This is a genomic window from Streptomyces brasiliensis, from assembly GCF_014647875.1.
GTDB classification, from domain to species: Bacteria; Actinomycetota; Actinomycetes; order Streptomycetales; family Streptomycetaceae; genus Streptomyces; species Streptomyces brasiliensis.
Window position 1 is genome coordinate 1 of record NZ_BMQA01000097.1, and the last position, 19,676, is coordinate 19,676.

Annotated in this window: 14 protein-coding genes and 6 pseudogenes; 13 read left to right on the top strand and 7 right to left on the bottom strand. The window is 69.7% G+C overall.

The features are described from left to right. The 4 genes and pseudogenes from IEZ19_RS45685 to IEZ19_RS45700 form a co-directional block, all read left to right on the top strand. A pseudogene (locus tag IEZ19_RS45685) lies at nucleotides 1–265 on the top strand (hypothetical protein); the annotation flags it as partial. An 800-nt stretch (nucleotides 266–1,065) separates the two neighbouring features. Next, nucleotides 1,066–2,133, top strand: coding sequence for an alpha/beta fold hydrolase (locus tag IEZ19_RS45690; RefSeq protein ID WP_189317299.1), 1,068 nt, complete (start codon nucleotides 1,066–1,068; stop codon nucleotides 2,131–2,133). Nucleotides 2,134–2,202: 69 nt separating this feature from the next. Beyond that, complete coding sequence (locus IEZ19_RS45695) at nucleotides 2,203–2,961, top strand: creatininase family protein (RefSeq protein ID WP_189317300.1); 759 nt, start codon at nucleotides 2,203–2,205, stop codon at nucleotides 2,959–2,961. 317 nt (nucleotides 2,962–3,278) lie between these two features. Further along, the gene (locus tag IEZ19_RS45700; RefSeq protein ID WP_189317301.1) at nucleotides 3,279–4,130 is read left to right on the top strand and encodes an alpha/beta fold hydrolase; all 852 of its coding nucleotides are present in this window, start codon (nucleotides 3,279–3,281) and stop codon (nucleotides 4,128–4,130) included. A gap of 101 nt (nucleotides 4,131–4,231) precedes the next feature. On the opposite strand, the gene IEZ19_RS45705 is transcribed toward IEZ19_RS45700, so the two are convergent. The 3 genes and pseudogenes from IEZ19_RS45705 to IEZ19_RS52030 form a co-directional block, all read right to left on the bottom strand. Then, a complete protein-coding gene (locus IEZ19_RS45705; protein ID WP_189317302.1) occupies nucleotides 4,232–5,467 on the bottom strand; it encodes a cytochrome P450 in 1,236 nt (411 codons plus the stop codon). Between the two features lies 1 nt (nucleotide 5,468). Further along, a pseudogene (locus IEZ19_RS45710) lies at nucleotides 5,469–6,790 on the bottom strand (NAD(P)/FAD-dependent oxidoreductase). Nucleotides 6,791–6,901: 111 nt separating this feature from the next. Continuing rightward, nucleotides 6,902–7,153, bottom strand: a pseudogene (locus tag IEZ19_RS52030) (ferredoxin); the annotation flags it as partial. Nucleotides 7,154–7,194: 41 nt separating this feature from the next. On the opposite strand from IEZ19_RS52030, the pseudogene IEZ19_RS45715 reads away from it, so the two are divergent. The 3 genes and pseudogenes from IEZ19_RS45715 to IEZ19_RS45725 form a co-directional block, all read left to right on the top strand. Next, a pseudogene (locus tag IEZ19_RS45715) lies at nucleotides 7,195–7,873 on the top strand (MmyB family transcriptional regulator); the annotation flags it as partial. Between the two features lie 48 nt (nucleotides 7,874–7,921). Beyond that, nucleotides 7,922–8,788 carry an alpha/beta fold hydrolase gene (locus IEZ19_RS45720; protein ID WP_229841594.1) on the top strand — a complete coding sequence of 289 codons (867 nt, stop codon included), beginning with the start codon at nucleotides 7,922–7,924 and terminating at the stop codon, nucleotides 8,786–8,788. A gap of 73 nt (nucleotides 8,789–8,861) precedes the next feature. Next, nucleotides 8,862–8,996, top strand: a pseudogene (locus IEZ19_RS45725) (ketol-acid reductoisomerase); the annotation flags it as partial. 30 nt (nucleotides 8,997–9,026) lie between these two features. Here the strand turns inward: IEZ19_RS45725 and IEZ19_RS45730 are convergent. Next, complete coding sequence (locus IEZ19_RS45730; RefSeq protein ID WP_229841595.1) at nucleotides 9,027–9,419, bottom strand: hypothetical protein; 393 nt, start codon at nucleotides 9,417–9,419, stop codon at nucleotides 9,027–9,029. A 598-nt stretch (nucleotides 9,420–10,017) separates the two neighbouring features. Here IEZ19_RS45730 and IEZ19_RS45735 point away from each other — a divergent pair. The 3 genes from IEZ19_RS45735 to IEZ19_RS53260 all read left to right on the top strand — a co-directional run bounded on the left by IEZ19_RS45735 (nucleotide 10,018) and on the right by IEZ19_RS53260 (nucleotide 11,944). Next, entirely contained in the window at nucleotides 10,018–10,224 is a 207-nt protein-coding gene (locus IEZ19_RS45735) for a hypothetical protein (RefSeq protein ID WP_189317303.1), read from the top strand. A 303-nt stretch (nucleotides 10,225–10,527) separates the two neighbouring features. Further along, nucleotides 10,528–11,118 carry a TetR/AcrR family transcriptional regulator gene (locus IEZ19_RS45740; RefSeq protein WP_189317304.1) on the top strand — a complete coding sequence of 197 codons (591 nt, stop codon included), beginning with the start codon at nucleotides 10,528–10,530 and terminating at the stop codon, nucleotides 11,116–11,118. Nucleotides 11,119–11,128: 10 nt separating this feature from the next. Then, on the top strand, nucleotides 11,129–11,944 hold the full coding sequence (locus IEZ19_RS53260; protein ID WP_308429091.1) for a hypothetical protein: 816 nt from the start codon (nucleotides 11,129–11,131) through the stop codon (nucleotides 11,942–11,944). A 134-nt stretch (nucleotides 11,945–12,078) separates the two neighbouring features. Here the strand turns inward: IEZ19_RS53260 and IEZ19_RS45755 are convergent, their stop codons facing one another. Both IEZ19_RS45755 and IEZ19_RS45760 read right to left on the bottom strand, forming a co-directional pair. Further along, nucleotides 12,079–13,014, bottom strand: a complete 936-nt coding sequence (locus IEZ19_RS45755) for a Bax inhibitor-1/YccA family protein (RefSeq protein WP_229841596.1) — start codon at nucleotides 13,012–13,014, stop codon at nucleotides 12,079–12,081. Nucleotides 13,015–13,824: 810 nt separating this feature from the next. After that, the gene (locus IEZ19_RS45760; RefSeq protein ID WP_229841597.1) at nucleotides 13,825–15,210 is read right to left on the bottom strand and encodes an FAD-binding oxidoreductase; all 1,386 of its coding nucleotides are present in this window, start codon (nucleotides 15,208–15,210) and stop codon (nucleotides 13,825–13,827) included. 665 nt (nucleotides 15,211–15,875) lie between these two features. On the opposite strand from IEZ19_RS45760, the gene IEZ19_RS45765 reads away from it, so the two are divergent. The 3 genes and pseudogenes from IEZ19_RS45765 (at nucleotide 15,876) to IEZ19_RS52040 (ending at nucleotide 17,794) form a co-directional block, all read left to right on the top strand. Continuing rightward, nucleotides 15,876–17,156: a helix-turn-helix transcriptional regulator gene (locus tag IEZ19_RS45765; protein ID WP_189317307.1), complete on the top strand. Its 1,281-nt coding sequence runs from the start codon at nucleotides 15,876–15,878 to the stop codon at nucleotides 17,154–17,156. 150 nt (nucleotides 17,157–17,306) lie between these two features. Then, nucleotides 17,307–17,486: pseudogene (locus tag IEZ19_RS52035) on the top strand (SRPBCC family protein); the annotation flags it as partial. Between the two features lie 71 nt (nucleotides 17,487–17,557). Next, complete coding sequence (locus IEZ19_RS52040) at nucleotides 17,558–17,794, top strand: hypothetical protein (protein ID WP_229841598.1); 237 nt, start codon at nucleotides 17,558–17,560, stop codon at nucleotides 17,792–17,794. 85 nt (nucleotides 17,795–17,879) lie between these two features. On the opposite strand, the gene IEZ19_RS45775 is transcribed toward IEZ19_RS52040, so the two are convergent. After that, nucleotides 17,880–19,376, bottom strand: a complete 1,497-nt coding sequence (locus IEZ19_RS45775) for an MDR family MFS transporter (RefSeq protein WP_189317308.1) — start codon at nucleotides 19,374–19,376, stop codon at nucleotides 17,880–17,882. Nucleotides 19,377–19,676: the final 300 nt, after the last annotated feature.

Here is a 19,676-nt window from a genome sequence, read left to right on the forward strand (position 1 = left end):
CGCATACGTCGCCGAAGTCGACGCCTTCCTCACCCGCGCCACCGACGAAGGACTCCTGCGTCGGGATCAGCCGACGGGATGGGCGGGGCCGCTGCTGATCGAGCTGCTGAACCTGGCGCCACATCAGCAGGCGCATCTGAGCCCCGGGCAGGCGGCCGACGTGGTGCTCGACACGTTTCTGCATGGCATCGGTACTCCGCGCCAGTATTACCGGCACCCGACGGAGGACGAGCGGACGCCGGATGCGTATGACCGGTCCGCCTGACGGCCGCGGGACCCGCTCCTCGCCGGTCGCCGTTGAGCAAGGCCGTCCGGGGTCGGCCCCGGCAACCGAGCATGTCCTTCGCACTGACCGCATCCCTCGCTACGAGTCCGAGCAGCCTGGGAGTTCGAGATACACCTGACGTCCCTATCGAGCTATTATGGGTACGAAACATGTTTCATATGCGATATGTCAAGAGCATGCTCTTCGGGCCTCTTGACGGCAAGAAACACCGGACCGGGAGGAGCGCCGCCTACAGCGTCCCGATCGGCTCGGCGGAGGTTGTTGCGGCTGACGCCGCACACTTGAACCCCTCCGAAGCCAGACGGGTGAGATGGCCGTTCCCGCTCGCGGCGGCCGCGAGTTCACACCTGCTGTGCGGAGCGCGCGGCACCGAGACACGTTTCCTCAGTCGAATGACTTAGCGGACCGGCCCCGAGCCCGGTCGACAGAAGGTCCTCCGCGGCAGCGGACATGTCTCCCGTCCTCCCACCTGCGACGCCGGACCACAAGCGGGAGCGCCACACGCCTGGCGGCGTCGTTCGCGTCGCACCGTCACATGACTGATGTGCCCGTTTTCTTCATGGAGAAGATTAGGTGCCGCCGGTCCGCTTCCGAGAGAAAGCGACCTCGGATCCAGTATCCGTCCACCGACAACCACGGTTCGTCACCTATTTGACAGGTGACGAAGCGTGGTGCCAGGGTCATCACGCCAAGGTCCGCGTGATCTCGTGCCGTCGACGGAACGGAAGGACTCCCGGGCGCGGACCCGGTCACCGGAATCGCACGACGGAGGGTTTCTCATGATCAACAGGCGTACCTTCAGCAAGGCCGTGGGTCTCGGCACCGGCGCGGCGGCGATCTCGCTGTCCGGCCTGAGCGCCAATGCCAATGCCGCGACCACCTCGCCCACGCAGGGCAGCGGGCCCATCCCCACCGTGCCGACCATCACCCCCGGCACCCATACCAGCTTCCCCACCCTCAAGCAGGTGAGGGCGGGCGTCCTCGACATCGGCTACGCCGAGGCCGGCCCCGCCCACGGCCCGGTCGTCATCGCCCTGCACGGCTGGCCCTACGACATCCACAGCTTCGTCGACGTCGCCCCGCTCCTCGCCGACCAGGGCTACCGCGTCATCGTGCCCTACCTGCGCGGCCACGGCAGCACCAGCTTCCTGTCCCGCCACACCCCTCGCAACGCCGAACAGTCCGCCATCGCCCTCGACATCATCGCGCTGATGGACGCCCTGAAGATCGAGAAGGCCGTCCTCGCCGGCTTCGACTGGGGCTCGCGCACCGGCGACATCATTGCCGCCCTGTGGCCCGAACGGGTCAAGGCCCTGGTCTCCACCAGTGGTTACCTGATCACAGACCGCAAGGCGCAGTTGAACGTCGCGGCCCCCGCCGTCGAGCACAACTGGTGGTACCAGTGGTACTTCGCCACCGATCGCGGCAAGAAGGCCATGGAGACCGAGGAGGAGCGCATCGCCCTGTGCCGCTACGTGTGGACGCTCGTCTCCCCCAACTGGAACTTCGACGATGCCACCTATCAGCGCACCGCCCAGGCCTTCAAGAACCCCGACTACGCCGCCATCGTCCTCTACAACTACAACTGGCGTATCAATCTCATCGAGGGCGACCGCCGCTACGACCGCTACGAGAAGCAGCTCGCGGCGCAGCCGTCGATCAGCGTTCCCACCGTCACCCTCGACCCGGCGCTCGACCCCTTCACGCCGGCCGGCGACGGCACCACTTACCGCCAGCACTTCACCGGCCCCTACCAGCACCGCACCATCGCGAACATCGGCCACAACCTGCCGCAGGAGGCGCCTTCCGTCTTCGCCCAGGCAGTCGTCGACGCCGACCATCTCTAAGCCCCCCACCCGACGCCTGCGCGGCGGCCACACGCGGACCGCGCCGGTCACATCCCGGAGGAGTCCCCGATGAGCGAAGTGCAGTGGAACCGACTGACCGCCGCACAACTACGTGAACTGGCCGCACGGGACGCGGTCGTCCTGCTGCCCGTGGGCGCCACCGAGCAGCACGGTCCTCATCTGCCCACCGGCGTGGACGACTTCCTGGCCGCGGAGGTGTGCCGGCGGGCAGCCGAGCTGGCCTCCGAGCACACCGGTGTGGTGGTGACGCCCTCGGTCCCGACAGGGCTGTCGGAGCACCACATGGCCTTCGGCGGCACTCTCACGCTCAGCCTGCCCACGTTGCACGCGCTGCTGCGCGACATCTGCCGGTCCGTGATCCGGGCGGGTTTCTCCCGCATCCTGATCGTCAACGGGCACGGCGGGAACATGACCGCGCTCAACGCCCTCACGACGGAGCTGACCGCGGAGCTGTCGACCCCGATCGCGTTCGCCAGTTACTTCGGCGCCGGACGGGAAGTGGTGCGGGAGACCCTGGAGACCCAGGACGGTCTCATGCACGCGTGTGAGGGAGAGACGTCCATGATGATGGCCGCCTATCCCGAGCTGATCCGTTCCGAGCGCCTGGCAGAGGCGCACGGTCCGCGCATCACGCTGCCCGCGGAGTCGACAGATCCGGTGTACATGGCCGTGTCCTTCGACCGCATCACCGAGTCCGGTGTGGCGGGTGACGCCCGGGTGGCCAGCACGGAGAAGGGGGAGACCCTGCTCTCCGGCTGTGCGAAGGCCCTCGCCGACATCATCGTGCGGGACCCGTGGGCGAAGTAGCGTGACCGCCCCGGCCGACGGACGGCCTCGTCGTACGGCCGGCAAGGACGTCGTACGACGTCGCGGCGCCCGTGCCAGGTGTGCGCGTCGGGCATCGGACTACACGGCCGGGGAAGGCATCGCCTTCCCCGGCCGTGCCGGTTTTCCGGGCTCACTCATGCACATACCGGGCGGAGAAACCCGTCTTCACTACCGTCACCGCCTTGACAGGTGACGAACCACATGACAGATTCATCACCAGTCAGGGCGGTGACGATAACCGGTCCAGCCGGCCCGCCCCACTGAGACATCTTCGAAACACCTGAAAGGGGTTTGTCGTGGTCAGCATCAAGGGTGGACGCAAGCGGCTGGTGACGGGTGCGGTCTCGGCGCTCACGGCGGGTCTCGCTCTCGGCGCGTTCGCCCTCAGCGGCACCGCCAGCGGCGCGACCAAGACCGCCGAGGCCGGCAAACACACCAAGCCGACCGTCATCCTGGAACACGGCGCCTTCGCCGACGGCTCCAGCTGGAACGGCGTGATCGCCGGCCTGCGGGCCGACGGTTACCCGGTCGTCGCCGCCGCCAACCCGCTGCGCGGTCCCGCCTCCGACGCCGCCGCCCTGCGCACGGTCCTCGGCCACGTCAAGGGCCCGAAGATCCTCGTCGGCCACTCCTACGGCGGCAACGTCATCAGCGAGGCCGCCACCAACGACCCCGAGGTCAAGGCCCTGGTCTACGTCGCGGCCTTCCTGCCGGCCCCCGGCGAGAGCGCCCTGGAGCTGACCAACAAGTACCCGGGCTCGACCCTCCCGGACGCCCTCGACCCGGTCACCTACCAGCAGGCCGACGGCACCACCGCCACCGACCTGTACATCCAGCAGGACAAGTTCCGCCACCAGTTCGCCGCCGACGTCCCCGCCGGCCAGGCCGCGCTCATGGCCGCCGAACAGCGGCCCATCGCGCAGTCCGCACTGGAGGAGAGGGCCACCAGCGCCGCCTGGAAGACCAAGCCCAGCTGGGACATCGTGACCACCCGCGACCTCAACATCCCCGCCGCCGTGCAGCGCTTCATGGCCGAGCGCGCCCACGCGCACACCACCGAGGTGGCCGCCTCCCACTCCGTGGCCGTCTCCCACCCCCGCCTCGTCGCCGACGTCATCGAGCGGGCCGCCCGCGCCACCGTCCACTGACGCGCCTGGCCGAATCCCACCGCTACCGCTCTCGACGCGAAGGGCCGGACGGCTGAACCGTCCGGCCCTTCGGGCTCGACAGGACCTCCCGGCGCCTTCCCCTAAGCGGCGCGGACGCCATCGATGTCGAGGGGCAGATGCAGTGGGCCGCGCAGGTTCGGTGGGTGCCGGTACGTCGGCGGATCGACGACCAGGCGCGGGTTGATCAGGCGTTGTACCAGCTGAGTCAGGGCGAGCCGGGTCTCCAGCCGGGCGAGGGGGGCGCCGAAGCAGAAGTGGATGCCGCCGCCGAACCCCAGGTGCTGGTTGTCCGCGCGGTCGGGATCGAAGCGGTCCGGATCCGCGAAACGGGCTGGGTCGCGACTGCCCGAGGCCAGGACCAGAATGATCACTGACCCTTTGGGGATGGTGGTTCCGGCGATGTCGATGTCCTCCAGCGCGGTACGGCGCGGGCCGGGCATGTGGATCGGCGGCTCGTAGCGGAGCAGTTCCTCGACCACTTTGACGGCGTAACCGGGGTCGCCCCGCAGCCTGTCCAGCACCTCCGGGTGGCGCAGCAGGGTCAGCATGGCGTTGGTGATCAGGTTGACCGTGGTCTCATGACCGGCAATGAGGAGCAGCGCGCTGGTGCTGAGCACATCGGGTCGTGCCATCTCGCCGTCGGTGACGAGCGCGGAGAGCAGGTCGTCACCGGGGTTTTGCAGGTGAGCGTCGGCCAGGCCGTCGAGGTACTGGCCCAGCTTGGCCAGGGTCTCGAACCGCCTCCGGTTGCGTTCCACGATGGTCCCGGTCGTGGGGTCGTTGGTCTCGACCGAGATCTGCGACCAGCGGTGGAAGAGCGGTTCGTCCTCCCGGGGCACCCCGAGCAGCTCGCAGATCACCGCGACGGGCAGCGGGTAGGCGAAATCGTCGACGACATCGATCCGTTGCCGGTCGGCGAGCCCGTCGAGCAGTTCGGTGATGATCTCGAGCAGCCGCGGTTCCATGCCTGCGACGCGGCCGGGGGTACCGGGGGGACCGAAGTGCTTCATCACCGCGGCCCGCAGCCGGTCGTGGTCCGGCGGATCGCGCCGGATGAACTCGGGCGGCAACTGCGGCACCCCCTCTTCGGCTGGGATCCGGATGTTCGCGATCTCGGGGAGGTTGCGCAGGTCCGAGCTGACCCGCGGATCATGCAGTAGAGAAACGATCTCCCGGTAGGTGCTGACGACGTAGCTGCCGTCCGGCTGCTGCGCGACCGGGGTCTTGCGGAGTTCCCAGAACAGTGGGTAGGGATCGCCGCGGCTGGCGTAGTCGAGGAATCTCTCGTAGGCCGTGGTCTTGTAGGCAGTGGCCATGTCACCGTCCCCCTCCGTGCGCGCCGGCCACCAGCGTCGCGTGCCGGCCGCCGAGGTCGTCCCCGGTCACCAGCACGGTGGCGTCGCGGATTGCGGGGACGCGCGAGGTGATCCCCGCCGGCACCGGCTCCACCTTCTCCGGGCGGCCCACCATGTTGCCCTCGGGTGGGAACGGCGCGGCCTTCTCGATCAGGTCACGGTAGAAGTCCAGCCAGAGCGCCTGGTCGAAGGTGACCGCGGCGATGATCCGGCCGTGATAGCATAGGCGGCGACGAATCGGCGATCGGCTACCGAGCCCTGCACGATCGCCACCTCGTCGGCGAAAGCCGGCACGCCGACCGATTTGATGTTCACGTCGAACTGCGCCGACCAGAAGACCGGCAGGGCCAGGTGCGGCCGCCGGTCCTCCGGCTCGCTGATCATGTTGTGCGCCGCCACCCGGGCCTGGCCCGCTGCGTTGCCCCAGTGCTCCAGCGTCAGGAACTGGTAGCCGTACACAGGGTGCGGAAAGCGGGCCACGTCTCCGGCGACGAACACGTCCTCGCGGACCATGCCGTTGGCCTCGAAGGCGCGGCAGCCGGCGTCGCAGCCGACTCCCCATGGCCCGGCGGCCAGCCCTGAACCCTCCAGCCACTCGACGTTGCACACGGAGCCCAGAGCGGCCACGGCCAGCTCGACGTCGAGCACACTGCCGTCGGACAGGCGAGCGCGGCGCAGCCGTCCGTCACGGTCGCCCTCCAGGGCGCTCACGGTGACGCCGCAGCGCAGGTCGACGCCGTGCGCGCGCTGCATGTCGGCGGCGATCCCGCCGATCACCTCGCCGAGCGCACCGACGAGCGGCGCCCGGCCGCGTTCGGCCAGGGTGACCTGTAGACCGAGCTCACGGCAGACGGAGGCGCTCTCCGAACCGGTGAAGCCGCCGCCGATCACCAGCACCCGCGGTCCGGCCGCGAGCCTCCGCCGCAGATCCTCGGCGTCCTCGCGGGTACGCAGCACCACCACTCCGTCCAGCGCGGCCTCCTGCGGGTTCGGCCACGGCCGGGCGCGCACGCCGGCGGCGATCAGCAGCCGGTCGTACTCCACAGCGCGGCCGTCCGCCAGGTGCACCCGTCTGCCGTCGAGATCCAGTCCGACGGCAGCGACCCCACGCATCCACTCGGCCCCGATCTCGCGCTTGGGCAGTCTGGTGTCGACTGCGGCGGCCCGGCTGGTGAGCACCTGCTTGGACAACGGCGGCCGGTCGTACGGCTCACCCGGTTCCTTGCCGATCAGCGTCAGCGACCCCGGATAGCCCTCCCGCCGCAGCGTTGCCGCCGCCCGCATTCCGGCCAGCGACGCTCCGACGATGACGATGCGGTCCACCGGCACCCGCCCGTCGCCGCGCACCGCATCCTCCGGCCGCCCGAGGATGCCCTCCTGGTCCACCAGCAGAGCCTGGACCGGGCATGCCGCCGCCGCCCGCAGCACCTTGTCGCGGTCGGCGTCGCCGGTGTACATCAGTGCTTCGTCGTGCGGCATCCGGAAGACGTCGGGTGCGGCGAAAACACATTGGCCATACCCTTGGCATTTGGTCAAATCAACGACAACCCGCACGGGAGACCGTCCCTTCTGGGATTGTTCGCCGCAGCTCTGGCACTCGTCCCCAGGTGCTCCGCGCCAATATGTTCCGCTTTCCACCGTAGGCATCTGTCGGCCGAGCGTGTCAAACGGGGACGATACGGAGCGTCACCCTGGCCCGCGCCCTGCGCCTCGATGACGATCGGCAGCGATACCTCTGCGAACTCGCCGGCCGGAGCGACGTACGGCCTCCTCGCCGCCGGCCCGCCCAGCGGGTGCGGCCCGCCGTGTGACGCCTGCTCGACCAGCCCACCCACGCCCTCGCGCTCGTCCTCGGCAAACGCCTGGACATCCTCGCCCGGAACCCGGCCACCGCGGTCTTCCGATCCCACGATCCGGGGGATGCACCGGGACCGGGCACACGACGCCCATGTCGCCGTCTCCGTACCGCGCATGGAGGCCGCGGCCGACCCCGACCTCGCCCAGTTCGTCGGCGAACTGTCTCTCCAGGACCCCGACTTCCGCACCTGGTGGGCCGAACACCACGTCAGCAGCGCCAGTTACGGCACCAAGCACGACCGCCACCACCTGGTCGGCGACCTCACCCTCGACTGCGACACCTGGACCGGCCCCGACGGCTCCGGACAGCGCCTGATGGTCCTGACCGCCGACCCCGGCAGTCCCTCCCACGACGCCCTGTGCATCCTCACCTACTGGACCGCCGAGCGGACAGACGCGACGGCGGTGAGGGACGGGACCCATAACGGGACCGGCCGCACAACGGGTGCCGGTGCGCGGCGAACCCGGCCGCGGGCCCCGGGTTGGTCAACTCACACACGGGACAGGTGAACCCGCGCGCCGTCCTCTCTCGTGCTCGTAACGGAAGTGTGAGGAGAGGTGACACATGCTCGCGTACGACATCCGGGGCTGCGGGCCCGGTCTGGTTCTACTGCACGGCATCGCGAGCACCGCGACCGCGACCTGGGGCCCCTGGTCGACAGTCTCGCGGCCGAGTACACCGTCGTACTTCCCGATCTGCCCGGATCGGGGCGCAGCCCGCTGCCCGGCGGCCCGCTGGAAGCAGGGGCCGTGGCCGACCAAGTCGTGGCCGCCGCCCGCGGAGCCGGGCTGGACGACTTCGTGATCGCGGGGGCCTCGCTCGGCGCGGCCGTCGCCGTCAAGGCCGCTGCCCGCCATCCCGACCGGGTCCGCGGCTTGTTCACCCTCGCCGGTTTCGCCCGGCCGCGCACCACGTTGTGGCTGGGTCTGGAGAGATGGGCGTCGCTGCGCGCCCGCCGTGACGACAAGCTGAGCTCCTTCCTGACCTCGTTGTGCTTCTCCGATGACCATCTGGCGACCCTCACCCCGGACGAGACCCGGCACCTGACCGCGCTGTTGACGGCGTCCGCACCCGGCGCCGCCCGGCAGATCGCCTTCGCGATGGGTATCGACGTGCGCGGCGACCTCCCCGTGGTCACCGCGCCCGCCCTGGTCGTCGCGGTCATGGGAGACCGGTTCGTGGCCACGGAGCACTCGCTGGAACTCGCCGAAGGCTTACCCGGCGCACGGCTGGCCGCGGTCAGGGGCGGACACGCTGCGGCCGTAGAGGAGCCGGGGCGGACCCTGGAACTCCTCACCGGATTCCTGCGGACCCTGCACCGTTACGACCCCGGACTCTCCCGCACCACCGCGGTCATGCGGCCGGCGGGCGACGAGCAGCGACTCCCGCACACCGTCACCGACGACAAGGCCATACATGTGTAAAACATGTGAAATCCGAGCCACCTGCTGAGACAAATATGTTTCATGAGGCCACACGTGACGTTGCCCACCGCAACGGAACTGGATGGACGAGCACCACGACGGTCCGAAGAAGTACAACGCGTACGAGCAGCAGGACTCCGAGCACCTGCTGGAGACCACCGGCAAGCAGCTGCGCAAGCTGATGAGCTGGGTGAACGAAGAGGCGTAAGCCCCACCGCACGGACCCCGCGACGCCCCTTCAGTCGGTCAGACGGTCCACCAGAACGGTCGCGAGGCGCAACGCCGCGTGCAGTTCCGTCACCTCGGCCACGGTGGGTCGGACCACACCCGACCACTCGCCGCCCAGGCCCGGCCACACCGCCAGCAGGACCTGGGCGCCCGCGAGGCCCAGGTGGGCCGCGACGTCCATGCGGTCCTCGCCCGCGGGTGTCCAGGACAGCAGGACGCGGCCCTGCGGGATGCGGGACGGTCCGCTCAGCGGCATCCAGGTGGCCATGAGCCGACCGTCCGCCGGCACCACGATCGCCCCCCGGACATCAGCCGGCATGGCCTCCCACGTCAGTTCGGACAGGTCGACAGGCCCCCGGCGGGTCTCGGAGCCCCGCACCACGGTGAGAACAGGCCTGTCCACGCCGGCGCTCCGGGAACGCCGCCTCGACGCCGGCGACCCGGCGGGCGAACGGTCACAGCTCGGCGAACCGCACCTGTGGTGTCTCGTCATGGTCTCTCTCCTCCGTGCCCGGTGTGTGCGCTTCGTGGCATTCAGTCTTCCGGAGGGGGAACAGCGAACACATCCGTCATATGACTGGCTGAAAGACGTGTGGTGCGCGCCGAGCACAGGATGCCCAATACATGAGGGAAACACATGCGAATGACTCCGCAGCCCCGGCCCCCGCCCATACGCTGGATCGGCGCGGTGCATGGGCGCCCGCGGCACCGTGTACCGCCCGAGTGATCCGGGCCGCTTTCGGGCACCGGCACCCTGCGACCCGTGGTGCCCGTCACCGTGATGGGCGACGTCCGGGCCTGGGCCGCGGTGTCCGCCGAAGCGGCTCGCACCGTGCTGGAAGCCCACCCCGGCCTCTCCAAGAACCCGGCCGACCGGCGTGCCTTCGGCCGTGGTGAGGTGCCGGCCGACTGGCCACTGCTCGGCCTGATCATCGCGGACTCGATGCTCAACGCCGACGGCGCCTTGCCCACGTGGGTCGGAGAGCCCGAACAACTCGCAGATGATCAGCAGCAGCAGCAGCGGGACGCGTGCCGCAGAGCCGCTCTGGGACAGCGCGAAGTGCTGGAACGCCTGGTCGCGGACCATCGCAGCGACCCACGACGACGTGACCGGCGCGCTGATCGAGGCACTGGACGACGAGGACGGCTGGCTGAGCGAGAAGGAACTGATCGACAGCCTGGAGATCATCCTGCTCGCCGGTCAGTGAGGTGAGCCGCTCCACGGGCGGTGTGCGCCGTGCCGGGACCGCGGAGGGGCGGCGGACCGTGCCCGGCGGGCCGTCTCGGCGGAGGTCCGGGGGCGCGCGTCCTCGCAGTACCCGGGGCGGTGTAGGTTTTCACCAGAAACGTGTCTCACAGGTGATTCCAGCACCGCTCCGTCGGGCACCGGGCGTTGTCGCCCCGGGTGTCGACGGCGCCACAGCAAGGTGTGCTAAACGTCATTCCCCCAGCCGGCGGCGCGGCGAGTGCCCGTCCAGCGGTACCACCACCGGAGAGAGACCCGAGCATCGATGAGATCGGACGCACGCTCCAACCGGCTGCGCATCCTCGAAGCGGCGGCAGAGGTGCTCGCCACTCCTGGCGACACCTCCCTGAAGTCCATCGCACGCAGAGCGGGCGTGGGCCAGGGGACGCTCTACCGCCACTTCCCCACCCGGGAGGCCCTGGTGCTCCAGGTCTACGGGGAGGAGGTGGACGGGCTGGTGACCGCCGTGCCCGTCCTTCTGGACAGCCTGTGCCCGCGGCTGGCGCTGAGAGCCTGGCTGGAGCGTCTGCTGTCCCTGGGCCGTCGTGCGCCGGAGTTCGCGGACGCGATGAGCGGAGCCACCGGCGAGCCGACTCGGCAGTGCCGGGAAGCGTACCTGCCGCTGCTCGGTGCCCTGTCCGCGCTGGTGAGCGCCAACGAGGCGGCCGGGACCATCGCGCCCGGCACGACGGCCGACGACGTGCTGCTGCTGCTCGGCCCGTTGTGGCACGTCGGCGGCGTGGACGCGGACCGTGCCAGGGCCGTGCGGCTCTTCGAGACCGTCATACGAGGGCTGTGTCCCTCCGGCACGGCACAGGACGTGCCCGGCCCCGAGGCGGCGCGGCATGCGGGGTGAACCTCACCGAGTGTCAAAGAAGGTTCTGCCGGGTGTGGCCGGTCTTCCTCCCCTGACGCAGGTGCCGGGCACCGGGACGCGCGTGGGCCATGGACGTCTCGCGCACGGCAGGCTGCACCTGCTGCTCACTCTCGACTCGCTGGTCGTCGTACTCATTTCGGTCAACCGGAAGGCCGGCGGCACGCTCGCGTTCGTCGCGGACGACCAGTTCCTGCGCTGGGTCGAGGTGAACAACATGGTCCTCGGCCTGTGCACCGTGCTGCTGTACCACCTGGTCGCCGTCCACCTGGTGAACGACTCACCGCACAGGCGGCGCGGCGCACCGCTCGCGCTCGGCGTCCTCTTCACGGCCGGCGCATATGTGTACGCACTCAGCCTCGGCGACCACGAGATCACCAACTACCTGCACGGGCGCTTCTGTTCGGAGAGCCTCCCGACGATCTGCCGGGTCGTGGCCTTCAACGACGACGTGTTTTCCGACGTCGTCTTCCTCGCCGGGTTCACGCTGCTCAACACCACGTTGATGGTGACCCAGCTGCTGTTCCCGACCGACCGTGCGCCGCGTCCCTGGGACAACGTGCTGATCACCGTGAACGCGCTGTTCATCGGCGCGGGCATCACGGCCAATCTGGCCTTCGAGAAGGCGGGGTTCGACCCGTTCGTGGTCGGCGCGACGGCCGTCTTCGCACTGGTCCTGCTGCGAGTCTCGCCCCGGCAGCCGGTCCTACTCGCCCCGCTGTTCGCCCATCTCGCTGAATGGGCCACCACCAACCTGAACAAAGTCGAGCGGGCCCGGGACGACTACGAAACCGATTCGGCACGGTAGTCGACTGCCCCGCCCAGCTCCACCGCCCTCGACACCTGACAACACACATGTTCACGACCGGCTCCGGCGTCAACCCCCGAAGGACTTCCGGAGCCGATCACTAAAGTGCATGTCAGAGCAGTCTTGGGATGCATTCATCCCCGGCGTGAACGCCGGGGCTTTCTGCAAGGAACCCGGTAAAGTTCATCGCCCGGGAAGAGGGTGAACAGGCGCACGGTCTCCACGTACAGCCACACCAGGGTAAGGGCGAGTCCGAACGCGGCGAGCCAGGACTGGTCGCGGGGGGCGCCGCAGGCGATGCCCTCCTCGACCTGCTTGAAGTGCAGGGCGAAGAAGGACGTCCCGAGGAGCACGCCGATGACGCCCATGAAGACGCTCAGGCCGAAGGGGCGCAGGCCCAGCCCCGCCACGCCCATGACGGGCAGGAGGACCCAATCCGCGAACGCGAGGAAAAGCACCCCGAACAACGCGGCGCCGGCGAAGCCGCGAAATCTGCGGTGCACCCGCATCCAGTGCAGTTTGTAGGCGAGGAAAGTGCCGGCACAGGTCGCCATCGTCCCGAGCACGGTCTGCACGAAGACACCTGGTGAAAGATGGCTGGAAACCGTCGCCGAAAGCACACCGAGAAACGTGCCCTGGAAGGCCGCGAACGTCAGGGTACGGACCGGGGACGGCAGGTTCCTGCGGCGCTGGATCACCACCAGCCCGGTGGCGAGGAGTCCGGAGCCGCCGGCGATGCCGTACAACGCGGCCGTACCGAGCGGGGCGAGCGGCAGCACCGTCCACGACAGCACGGCCGCGAGGACGGTGACGCCGAGCGCCGCCGCCGCGCGCAACACGACGTCGTCCATCGTCATCAGATCGCCGACGAGGAACGGCATCGGAGCGGGACCCTTCTCGTAGGCCTGCTCCAGGTCCTTGCCGGCCAGGATCCGGTCCCGTACGACGGCGATCCCCGCCCGTGGGTCCCTGGCCGCCGTCTTCTGTCCGCCGCGCCGCCTGAACTGCGGCCGGGACAGTATCGGATTGCTGCTCTGCAACGAACGCTGCTGATGAACGACGGATGCCACGCCAGATCCTCTTCTCTGTGTCGGACGTACCGCCACCCATGCCCCCGCAGCCGGCGCCGCGGGGTCTTGTGCGAGCTCCCGCCCGGGACCGTCCGTGCGGGACGGCCCCGGGCGATCAGGTGTGTTCTCGGGGGCCATCGGGCTCGCCGGAGGTGCCGGCTGACTGCAGCCTGCCCTGGGGGACAAACACCGCGCATCAGTCACTTGACGGTGGGATGCGAGGTGTGTCCCGGCCCGCGACGGAAGTCACGGCAGCTCGAACCCCAGCGCGTCGGCTGCCGTTTCAGGGGTGAGCTGCAGCGGTCGCCGGCCATACCGGTGCCGGGGAAGGCTTCTGGGCAGCCCCGGGATCCCGTTCGGTCTCACCCCCACCGTGGGTCAGAACGGAAGCCCGAGGGACGACCGCCGTGGATGCGCAGCATGCCGAGGCGGGCGTCGCGTCCCGCAGCTGCCGATCAACAGCGGAACCTGCCGCCATCTACACGGATGAGGGGCGGCCGCCGGTGCACTTCGCGCACACACCGGGGAATTGCGTATCCAGAGACAGACTTCCCAGACGGACACTTGCTCGAGACCGGGCCGGTGGCCGTTGGCGGTCGGGGAACCGGGCGCCGCACCGCATGTGTGCGGTGACCCGCAGCCCCTCAACTGCTCAACTCCCGCTATCCGAAGCCCAGATGATGATGTGTCGACATGGAGTACGCCGAGCTCGTCCGGTGTCGCTCACGCACCTACCGGAGGAACGCCCCGTCACCGGCCGCTGGTCAGACCGGACCGCCCGGCGGCGGGGCGCACGGGTTCCCGCGGGGATCAGGCGGGGATGATGTTGTGGTTGAACCGGAAGGCGTTGGCGGGGTCGTACTGCTTCTTCACCGCGGTGAGCCGCTCGAAGCGCTCCGGCCCGTACACCTCGCGCACACTCTCGGCATCGGTCGCCTCGTCCGGCGAGAGGAAGTTCACCATGTTCCGCCCCGCCGCCCAGGGTGCCAGCCCGTCGATGACCTTCTTGAGGCCGGCCCGGAGCGACTCCTCCTGGTCCGGGGCGCCCACCGCGAACCCGAAGACGACGTACGGAAGACCGCGGCTCGACACCGCGTTGGGGACGGCCGGTTCACGGTCGAACGCGCCACCGAGCGCCCGGATCTCGACGCTCGCCAGGGTGCACCCCGACTCCGGGCCGGTCAGCTCCACCAGCGCCCGCGCCGTGTCCTCGGAGAACTCCTCCAGGCAGACGCTGCGGTCGAAGTACGGCATCGGGTCCACCGGGTCCATGTGGATCTCCCCGATCGCGGTGAAGGGCTTCTCCCCCACCAGGTCGATCAGCACCGGCGCGGCCGCGCGCAGCGGCTCGATCAGTTCGGCGCCGTCGGCGGCCGAACCCAGGTAGCCGATCCGCAGGTGGACGACGAAGGCGCCGCGCAGCGGTTCGGGCAGGACCGGGATGTCGGGCAGGCGCTGGATGCCTATGGAGGAGGTCATGTCCTCCCCCACCGTGGGCAGCCAGGCACGCCAGGCCTTCAGTACCTGGGCCAGGTGTTCACCGGGGAAGTAGATGCAGCCGCCGTAGAAGCGGGAGACGGGGAACACCTCGAACTCGATCTCGGTCACCACCCCGAAGTTGCCCTTGCCGCCCAGCGCCGCCCAGAACAGGTCGGGTTCGCTCTGCGGGGTCACCTCGCGGAGTTCTCCGTCCGCCGTGACCATGTTCAGCCGGCGCACATGGTCGGCCGCGTAGCCCAGGCTCCGTCCCAGCAGCGGGCTCTGGCCGCCCCCCAGGAGGTAGCCGACGACACCGACGTCCGGCGCCGAACCCACGATCGGGGCCAGGCCGGACTCCGCAGTGCGGGGCAGCACGTCACGCCACCGCACACCCGCCTCGACCCGTACCAGGCGTTCCTGCGAGTCGACGACGATGCCCTGCATCCGCCGTGTGGTGATCAGCAGGCCGCCCTCGGCCGACGAGACGATCTGGTGGGCCGCCGACTTCACCGCGACGGGCATCCCGTGCCGCGCGGCGAACCGGACCGCCGTGCGCACGTCCGACGCGTCGGTCGCCCCGACCACCACGGCCGGGCGGAGGGCGCAGGTCAGGTTGTATGTGGCGCACTCCTCCTCGTACCCCTCCGCTCCCGGCTCCAGAACGGGCCCCCGCACGGACTCTCGAAGGTCCGCCAGGTCCTCGGACCGGAAATTCACACTCGCCACACTGATCACAACCTCACTACACACACGGAACGTCCCGCGACACGTCCTTGTACCGAACGCGCGGGACGCGCAGGGACACACCCTGACTTCACTGGAACGAGCCGGACACACCCTCTCGTTCACTTCGCCACATCCGTCTCACATGTTGACGGAATCGGATGTTCCCTGAATACGTGTGCCGTCTATGGATCCCCGGCCGCGTCAGAAAGGTTGGCTGGCCCCACCCGCCGGTCGAGGAGGTGGGTCCGGGTCTCGTCGCGGTGGACGAAGGGTCGGTCGTCGGCCATGTCCACCGGTGTTTCGTCATCGTGGAACGCGCCGCCGGCCTGGTACACCGTTTCTGGCGCCGGGGCCGTGGCGCGGCGGGAAGACGCATGGGACCGCCCACACCGGTTCCGGTTCGCCGCGCATCCTCGACGCCCGCCGCCCCAGTCCCCTGCGGCGGCGGCTATTACGCCGTAATAGGCGTGGCACCCGCAGATTCCGGTCCGACACCGGTCAAACCGTCAGGGGGTGAAGGCTGTGAATGACAAGGCGAAATATGGACGTCCTCTACATGCCAATGGTTGCATTGGCCACATGGGCGGGTACAGAGGCCACCCGACCGGCGCAGAGCACCTAGCCTCCGAACGTAGCCGACTGTGGGGGCCAACACGATGAACGACCTGGACTCGACCGTCTGCCCGGCCTCGACACGGCTGGTCGGACGGGACGGGGACCTCGCGTTCATCCAGTCCTTCTTCGGCAACTCCGAGGTCCAGGGAGCGGCTCTGCTGCTGTTGGGCGAGGTCGGCGTGGGCAAGACCGCAGTGCTCGACGTGGTGGCCAAGGGCGCCATGCACAACGGCGTCCGCGTCCTGCGCGTGGCCGGCGTGCAGTTCGAGGCGGACATCAGCTACGCGGGTCTCAACCAGCTCCTCGTGCCTCTCTTCGAAGACTTCGACGTCCTGGACAACCCGCACCGCGACGCCCTGCGGGTCGCCGTCGGCATCGGCATCGGACCAGCTCCCGACCGGCTCCTGACCTCCACCGCGGTGCTGCTGTTGCTGCGGCTGATTTCCGTCCGGACACCGCTGCTGATCGTCGTCGACGACCTGCCGTGGCTGGACCGGGCGACCAGCGCCGTACTCGGTTTCGTCGCCCGGCGGCTCGTCGGCAGCCGCATCGGCCTGCTCGCGGCCGCCCGCGAGGGCGCGGAGAGCTTCTTCGCCAGTCACGCCAGGGCGCTGGCCGCCCTCGGCGGCGGCGACTACGAGAGCGCCTACCAGCACGCCCGTGCGCTCAGCCCGCCCGGGACCCTGGCACCGTACGTCCCGATCGCCATGTGGGGCACGATGGACCTGGTCGAGGCGGCCGTCCGGACCGGCCGGGACAAGGAGGCCGCCAACCATGCGGCGGCGATGCGCGCGTCCGCGATGGCCGAGCTGTCGCCCCGGCTGGAGCTGCTGGTCCTGGCCTGCGAGGCGCTGACCACTTCGGGCGAGGAGTCCGCCGCTCTCTTCGAGCGCGCGCTGTCCCTGCCCGGGCCGGAGCGCTGGCCCTTCGACGCCGCACGGGTGCGCCTCTTCCACGGCCAGCGGCTGCGGCGTCTGCGTGCCACCACCGAGGCCCGGGAGCAGCTGTCCCTGGCCCTGGAGGTCTTCCAGCGGCTGGGCGCCAAGCCCTGGGCGACGCGTGCGGCAGCCGAGCTGCGGGCGAGCGGCCAGTCCGCGCCGACCGCCCCCCGGCCTGGGGCGGGGGCGCTGACAGCGCAGGAACTGCAGATCGCCACACTCGCGGCGACCGGGCTGGCCAACAAGCAGATCGCCGAGCGGCTGTTCCTGTCACACCGGACCATCGGCACACACCTCTACCAGATCTATCCCAAGCTGGGCATCACCTCGCGGGCGGCCCTCAGGGACGCGCTGTCCGGCCTCGACATCGACCAGGACGGCTGACGAGCGTCGCCGACCCGCCGTTCTCCCAGTCATTCGACCTATGCCGGGTTCGGCGCCCCCGCGCAGAGTGATGGCTAGGAAGCCCCCTGCGGGCGGTCCTCCCTCGGTGGCCGCCGCCTGATGCCACCAGGCACCGCGAGAGGGAACCGGATGCTCGACACCTCAGACAGCCATCCAGACATCCACTGGCCGTCCGGCTTCTCGCCCGAGCACGCCCACAGCTTCTGTCAGGCGCAGGCCCTCGTGCAGGCTCCGGCGGCCACGGCCTTCGCCCTGCTCACGGACGTGGGGCGATGGCCGCGCTGGGTTCCGGGCGTCACCGAGGCACGACCCAGTGCGCTCGAGCACACATTCGAAATCCAGTTCCACGGGCACAAGTTCGAGATCTTCGTGGCGAGCGGGTGCCACCCCGCCGACTCGGCTGGTCGGGTGTCGGCGCCGGGGTCCAGCTGTACCAGGCCTGGCTGCTCACCGAGGTCGAGAACGGCACCCATGTCGTCACCGAGAACGTGGTGCGCGGCCCCGCCGCCAAGTCCCTCAACGCGCTGCCCCCGGTGTGGGCGCTGCGCCTGAACGCCCTCTGGATCGCACAGCTCAAGAGGCTCTCCGAGGGTGCCCCGGAGGCGGGCGGAGCGTAGCCGGGTGCGACGGGTGTTTCGGAACACGCCGACGGCCGGCACCCGATGAGGGCGTCGGCCGGTCGAGGGCGCGCTGTCCGATGGGTCAGGCGGCCGTGACGGTGTCCTCGACGGTGGCGGGGGCACGGTCGGCCGCAGGGGCGGGGGTGCCGTTGGCCTCTCCGGCCTTCCGGGCCGGCTTGAGGAACAGGGCGAGCAGGATGCCGACGGCGAGGGTGGGCGCGACCCAGAGGTAGCCCATGGCGGTGGCGTGGGCGAAGGCGTCCAGTGCGGTGTCGCGCAGGGCGGCGGGCAGCCGGCCGATGGTGTCGGGGCGGGCGGCGTCGAAGCCGGCGGCGTGCAGGCCCCGGGTGCGGTCGGCGAAGCCGGTGTTGAGGAGGGTGCCGAAGACGGCGACACCGAAGGCGGCACCGATGGAGCGGGCGAAGGTGACCACGGCGCTGGCGGCGCCGAGATCGGACGCGGGCACACTGTTCTGGACGGTGGTCAGCACCACCATGGGCACCATGCCGATGCCGACACCGGTGATCAGGAAGTAGACGCTCAGCACCAGGGTGTTGGTGGCGGCCCCGATGGTGCCCAGCAGCACCAGTCCGGCGAGGTTGGCGACCAGACCCGCGAGCAGGATCACCCGCAGCCGCTCGACGTGCGCGGCCCAGCGTCCGGCCAGGGACTGGCTGACGACCAGACCGGCGACCAGCGGCAGCATGTAGATGCCGGACAGCGTGGCCGAGACCCCGTGGACGATCTGCAGGTAGGTCGGCAGGTAGACCAGGACGGAGAACATCGCGGCGTTGGCGAAGAACCCGATCAGCGAGGAGAAGACCACGGTCCGGGAGGCGAACATGGCAGGCGGCAGGACCGGGGCGGCGGCGCGGCGCTCGACGGGCACCAGCACCACGGCCAGTGCGACGGTCGCGACGATCAGGCCGATGATGGCCGGCGAGCCCCAGCCCCAGCGCTCACCGAAGGACGTGATCAGGACCAGGCCGGTGGCGATCGCGGCCAGGACGAGGGAGCCCAGGTAGTCGATGCGGGCCTTGGCACCGCGGGTGGCCGCCGGCAGCGCCCGCGCGGCGAGGATCAGGGCGACGATGCCGACGGGCAGGTTGACCAGGAAGGCCCACCGCCAGGAGAGCTGGTCGGTGAAGACACCGCCCAGCAGGGGGCCGACGATGCTGGCGACGCCGTAGACCGAACCGAACATGCCCTGGTAACGGCCGCGCTCGCTCGGCGCGACGATGTCTCCGACCAGGGCGAAGGTCAGCACGATCATGCCGCCGCCGCCCACGCCCTGGAGCACCCGGGCACCGATCAGCTCGGCGAGGTTCTGGGCCAGGCCGCAGGCCACGGAGGCGATCAGGAAGATCGAGGTCGCGGCCAGGTACAGCCGTTTGCGGCCGAACATGTCGCCGAGCTTGCCCCACAGCGGGGTGACCGCCGTCGACGCGAGCAGATACGCGGCGCTGACCCAGGCGATGTCGTCGAACCCGTTGAGGTCCTCCGCTATCCGGGGCAGGGCGGTCGAGACGATCGTCTGGTCCAGGGCCGCGAGCAGGACCGCGAGGACCAGGGCGCTCATCGCGGCAGCAACACCACCCTTCCGGGCCGAGGTTGACTGCTGTGTCTTTGGCATCGAACTTGCCTCTCTCCAAGGGGCGGCAGGCACGGTGACCTGTCGCGGTACGACGTAAAGAGCCTCACTGGGTATGCAATACCCGAGCTATCTGTCACTTCAATGTAGCACTTAATTCGGAGTGGTCCACGCTGGAGAGGCGATAGATGTCTCAGGTTTCACAATCGGCGACTAGACTCTGGGCCGTGAGAGCCGACGCAGCACGCAATCTGGAAGCAGTCCTGACCACCGGGGCACGCATGCTCG

What these genes read in the sequence shown, in the direction of transcription:
- IEZ19_RS45765 (WP_189317307.1), top strand. Translation starts at nt 15,876, where the DNA reads ATGAACGACCTGGACTCGACCGTCTGCCCGGCCTCGACACGGCTGGTC.
- IEZ19_RS45690 (WP_189317299.1), top strand. Translation starts at nt 1,066, where the DNA reads ATGATCAACAGGCGTACCTTCAGCAAGGCCGTGGGTCTCGGCACCGGC.
- IEZ19_RS45695 (WP_189317300.1), top strand. Translation starts at nt 2,203, where the DNA reads ATGAGCGAAGTGCAGTGGAACCGACTGACCGCCGCACAACTACGTGAA.
- IEZ19_RS45740 (WP_189317304.1), top strand. Translation starts at nt 10,528, where the DNA reads ATGAGATCGGACGCACGCTCCAACCGGCTGCGCATCCTCGAAGCGGCG.
- IEZ19_RS45775 (WP_189317308.1), bottom strand. Translation starts at nt 19,376, where the DNA reads ATGAGCGCCCTGGTCCTCGCGGTCCTGCTCGCGGCCCTGGACCAGACG.
- IEZ19_RS45705 (WP_189317302.1), bottom strand. Translation starts at nt 5,467, where the DNA reads ATGGCCACTGCCTACAAGACCACGGCCTACGAGAGATTCCTCGACTAC.
- IEZ19_RS45735 (WP_189317303.1), top strand. Translation starts at nt 10,018, where the DNA reads ATGATCAGCAGCAGCAGCAGCGGGACGCGTGCCGCAGAGCCGCTCTGG.